This window comes from Rhizobacter sp. P2_H2 (genome assembly GCF_056403375.1).
Map to the genome: position 1 here is coordinate 1 of NZ_JBFUFP010000354.1, position 4,989 is coordinate 4,989.

The following is a 4,989-nucleotide window of genomic DNA, read 5'->3' on the forward strand; positions in this document are numbered from 1 at the left end:
GAATGAGTTCCTCTCCGAGATGTCCCTGCTGATGGGGCTGCCGCAGGGCGGCGCCACCGCGTTGCAGGACAGCTCGGCGTTCTGGGGCCCCGGCGGCCTGCTGTGCCGGCTGCAGATGCAGCACGACGGCGCGAGTACCACGGTGAGGCCGCAGGTGCTGCTGCCGATGCTGGCGCGCGAGCTTGCGGGCTTGCGCGTGGAGCAGATGATGGCGATGCAGCAGGCCGTGATGCTCGAGTACGGCTGGATGCTCGGGCTGTCGTCCGAAGGCATGCTGCAGCTGAGCCCGCTGAAGTGGATCGAGCAGCCGAGCGACGCGGTCGCCGCGCTGGACCTGGGTCATGCCGTCGGCATGCAGGCGCTGGAGACCTTGTTCGTCGATGGGGACGAGGAGACGGACGATGGGGGTGAGGTCGCCTTCGACGGCTTCGCGGATTCGGTCGAGGACGAATTCGATGCGCTGTTGTCGGAGACGGGTGGCAGGCGGGCGGTGCGGCCGACATTGCACTGAGCGCTGCAACCGCAGATCCATCGCAATTCAATGGCGATGCCCATTCGAATTGCGAAGAGAAGAAGCCTTCAGCGACCCGCCGAACTGCTCTCCAGCGTGCGCAGCAGTTCCTCGCGCTCGTCCTCGTCGTCCACATGCTGCGCCAGCAGCTGGAAGAACTCCTCGCGCGATGACGCACGCGCGGCCGAGCGCGACACGATGACCCGCGCCACCGGCCCGACATGCTGCGTCAGCGCCAGCTCGGCCACGCGCATCACCTGGTCGCCCAACAGCGTGTCATCGGCAGCGCGCCGCCGCGCCACGACCGCGCCCCCACCCGAGCCGAGCGTGCCGAACGTGCTGGCCCGCGAGCGCGTGCGCTGCAGGAACTGGTCGCGCCCCGCCTCGGTGTCGATCTGCTCGGCCAGCGATTGACGCAGCGACATCAGGTCGCCCGTCGAGCGCGCTGCGCGCTGCACCAGCACGCGCGCCAGCGGCCCGATCGATTGCGCCAGCTCCGACTCCAGCATCTGCAGCGTTTCTGAATGCCATTGCGATGGCGTCGATGCCGCCGGCCGCGCCGGCATCGGCCGCGTGTCCAGCGCAAAGGTGCCGCGCTGCCAGTCGCTCGCCCGCGGGTCGGGCTGCGTCGCCGCCGATTGCAGCTCGATGAACGAGCTGCCCGCCTCCACCATCGCCGCGATCGGCGGCAGCCCGAGCGCCTGGCTTGCCTGCGCCATCAGCGCGTGCTTGAACTCCAGCGCCGTCGCGAAGCGGTCGTCCGGACGCTTCGCCATCGCGCGAGCGACCACCGGATCGAACCACTGCGGCCGGTGGCTGCCATGCACCCTCGACGGCGGCAGCGGCTCGCTGCTCAGCGTCTGGAACATCACGTTCTCGTTGCTGCCGACGAACGGCGGCCGCCCGGCCAGCAACATGTAGAGCAGCACGCCGGCCGCGAAGATGTCGACGCGCCGGTCGACCTGTTCGCCGGCGTATTGCTCCGGCGCCATGTGGCCGGGCGTGCCGATCGTCGAGCTGACCTGCGACAAGCCCATCGTCGCGATGCGCGCAATGCCGAAGTCGACGATCTTCAGCCGCCCGTCGTTGGTCCACAACAGGTTGGCCGGCTTGATGTCGCGGTGCCACACGCCCTGCTCGTGCGCATAGTGCAGGCCGTCGAGCAGCTGGGCCATCAGGCCGACGATGTCGGCATCGTCGAAGCGGGTGCCGCGGCGCAGCGGCTCCTTCAGCGTGGAGCCCTGCACGTACTCCATCACGATGTACGGCTCGGACTCGTGCTCACCATAGTCGTGCACCGCAACGATGTTGTGGTGCATCAGGCGGGCCGCGGCCTGCGCCTCGTTGCGAAAGCGGGCGAGCAGTGCACCCCCGCCGCCCTGCTCCACCAGCGGGCGGCGCAGGGTCTTGATCGCGACGGTGCGGCGCAGCACCGTGTCGGTGGCCTTGTAGACCACGCCCATGGCGCCTTCACCGATCACCTGGTTGATCGCGTACTTGGAGAGCTGGGTCGGATGGTTCATGTGTGAACGCGAAGCCACGCAAGGCTACACGACAAAAGCGGCATCGGCATGTCCGTTCTCGCAATTGCTTTCACCTCGCTGGCCCCTCGCTTTCATCGGGTTGACACGCGGCGCGAACGTTCGTTCGAAACCGCTTTCAAAAAATGACGCCGCCAGCCCTTCGCAGCACTGTCCACGGCTTCGCGTACAGGCCCTTCCGGCCTCGGCACGCCGCCCACACTTGCATCCATGCAGTCGACGCCGAGAACCGGCACAGACAGCCAACGAAACCGGACACAAGCCGTGCGATTCCTGACCACCCTGATTGCCGCCGCCGCACTCGCCGCCCTGCAGCCCGCCGCTGCCGCCGACGCGACGCCTTTCTCGGGCAAGCGCTTCGTCTACCGCGCCGACGGCAAGAAGCTGCCCGACGTGCTGCAGGACTTCGCCGCGAGCCAGGGCATCCCGGTGGTCGTCGACTCCGGCGTCGACGGCTCGGTGAACGCGAACTTCAACACCCGCCCCGAAGACTTCCTGAACGCGATGACCCGCACCTACGGCGTCATCTGGTACTTCGACGGCACGACGCTCTTCGTCTACCCGTCCCGTGCGATGCAGAGCCGGGTGTTCCGCATGCGCGGCTACGACCGCCAGCAGGTGCGTTCGATGCTCGGCTCGCTGGGCCTGGGCGATGCGCGCTTCCCGCTCAAGTTCGACGACCGCCAGCAGACGCTGCTGGCCTACGGCCCGCCGCGCCACATCGAGCTCGTCTCGACGGTGCTCGAGCAGCTGGAGCGCGATGGCCATGACCGCGTCGGCAAGTCGATCCAGGTGTTCCCGCTGCGCTTCGCGACGGCCGGCGACCGCGTGTTCGGCAACGCCAAGGTGCCGGGCCTGGCCAGCACGCTGAACAACCTGTTCTCGAACAACGGCGCCGGCGCCGGTGCCGCAGGCGGCAACCAGGCCCTGAAGGGTGCCGTCAACGGGCTGGTCGGCCGCGCCGACAAGGCCCGCGCCGCCCAGGCCACCTACGGCCTGAAGCTGCCCGAGACCGGCGGCGGCAGCAACGCGAACAAGCGCGACGACGAGGTGCGCGCCAACCAATTGAGCAGCAGCGACGCGCTGGCGCCTGCCGAGGCCGAGCGCCCGTTCTTCCAGGCCGAGGAGGCCACCAACGCGATCATCGTGCGCGGCCTGCCCGACCGGATGCGCGAATACGAGACGCTGATCCGCCAGCTTGACATCGCACAGGACCTGGTCGAGATCGAGGCCTCGATCATCGACGTGAGCAGCGACGCCTTCGAATCGCTCGGCGTCGACTGGACCTTCACGAAAGACGGCGTGACCCGCCTGACGGTGTCGCCCGGCTCGCCCGGTGCGCAGCCCGGCACCGCCGGCACCAGCACGCTGACCGGCAGCAACGTCACCACGCTGGTCGGCAACGCCGGCAAGCAACTGCTGGCCCGCATCCGCGCCCTCGAAGGCACCGGCAAGGCCAACATCCTGGCGCGCCCCAAGGTGCTGGGGGCCGTGAACCGCACCGCGACGATGACCGACAAGCGCGTCGCCTCGGTGCGCGTGGCCGGCAACCTGGATGCCAACCTCTTCACCATCGAGGCCGGCACCACGCTGCAGGTGACGCCGCAGATCGTCACCTACGCCGACCACCGCGAGGTGCGGCTGTCGCTGTCGATCCAGGACGGCAACTTCGAAGGCACGGTCGTCGACTCGGTGCCGGTGATCAAGCAGACCGAGATCAGCACCGAAGCGACGGTGCGCGAAGGCGAGAGCCTGCTGATCGGCGGCATCTCGATCGAATCGAACAGCAAGGGCCGCAGCGGCCTGCCGGGGCTCTCGCGCATCCCGCTGCTCGGCGCGGCGTTCCGCCACGACGAGAACACGAGCTTCCGCAGCGAACGGCTGTTCCTGCTGACGCCGAAGGTGATCGGGGTTGGCCGTGCGGCGGCCACGCCGACCGTGCCGACGCCGGCACCCGCGCCTGCACCCACACCGGCGCCGGCGCCCGCGCCTGAATTCCCCACGCCGCTCGCACCGCCGCCGTCGTCCTCGTCGACGCCGCGCACCGGCAGCACGCAGCGCGGCTTCGCAGGCCCGACCGCCGTCGCCGCACTGACGACCTACGGCGCGCTGTCGCCCGGCTACGTGATCCCGACGCTGAAACCGCTGCTGACGCCGCGTGCCGCACTGCTGCCCGGCAGCAGCGCGCCGGCCACCGCCACGGCAGCCACGACCGCCTCGTCGACGACGCGAACGGCAGCGAACACGAACGGCAAGGCGACGAGCAAGACCGCCGCGCCGAAGACCGGCTGCGCGGCCCAGGCCCTGGGCCTGGCCACCGGCTGCGACACCAAGGGAGCCCGCTGACATGAGCACTTCGCCGGCGCACAAACGCCTTCGCATCCTGAGCGGCACGCATGCCGGTGCCTATCTGGATCTGAGCCCAGGAACCCATTCGATCGGACAAGCAGATGAATGCGACATTTCCATTGCTGACTGGCAGTTTCCGCCCCTCACGCTGCGCCTCGGCGCCGACGGTGACGCGCTGGCACAGTGGTCGAACGGCAGCCCGCAGCGGCTTCGCTTCGATGATTTCATCCCGGTCGACTTCAGCGGTGTCCGCGTCTGCACCGGCCCCAGCGGCGCCGACTGGCCCGATGATGCCGCGCTGCTGGCCGCAACCCGCGCCGTCGCGCCGTCGGGCAGCCTGGCTGCCGTCCGTCAACGGCTGGTGGCCCGCCCTGCCCGTGCCGTCCCCGGAGCGCTCGCAGTGATCATCGCGCTGGTCTCCGCCGGCTGGCTGGTCTCGGCCACGTCGCGGGCCAACGAGGCCCCGGCCCCGACGCTGGAGATGAGCCGCGCCGCGCTGCAGCGGGCGATCGACGGGGTGGCTGCCGGCCGGCTGTCGGTGCGCATCGCCCAGGGCTCGCTGAGCATCGACGGCCTGCTCGACAACGC

At 69.6% G+C, this 4,989-nt stretch carries 3 protein-coding genes and 1 pseudogene; 3 read left to right on the forward strand and 1 reads right to left on the reverse strand.

Annotated elements, in window-relative coordinates; translation table 11 throughout:
- Positions 1–511 (forward strand): hypothetical protein (locus AC1D15_RS17740; RefSeq protein WP_477827015.1); only part of this gene is annotated, 511 nt, incomplete at its 5' end.
- A gap of 68 nt (positions 512–579) precedes the next feature.
- On the opposite strand, the gene AC1D15_RS17745 is transcribed toward AC1D15_RS17740, so the two are convergent.
- Positions 580–2,034, reverse strand: a complete 1,455-nt coding sequence (locus tag AC1D15_RS17745) for a serine/threonine-protein kinase (RefSeq protein WP_477827016.1) — start codon at positions 2,032–2,034, stop codon at positions 580–582.
- A 282-nt stretch (positions 2,035–2,316) separates the two neighbouring features.
- Here AC1D15_RS17745 and sctC point away from each other — a divergent pair, with 282 nt between their 5' ends.
- On the forward strand, positions 2,317–4,398 hold the full coding sequence (gene sctC, locus AC1D15_RS17750) for a type III secretion system outer membrane ring subunit SctC (RefSeq protein ID WP_477827017.1): 2,082 nt from the start codon (positions 2,317–2,319) through the stop codon (positions 4,396–4,398).
- Between the two features lies 1 nt (position 4,399).
- A pseudogene (locus AC1D15_RS17755) lies at positions 4,400–4,989 on the forward strand (hypothetical protein); the annotation flags it as partial.

Coding starts and splice junctions, on each gene's coding strand:
- AC1D15_RS17745 (WP_477827016.1), bottom strand. CDS start 2,034: ATGAACCATCCGACCCAGCTCTCCAAGTACGCGATCAACCAGGTGATC.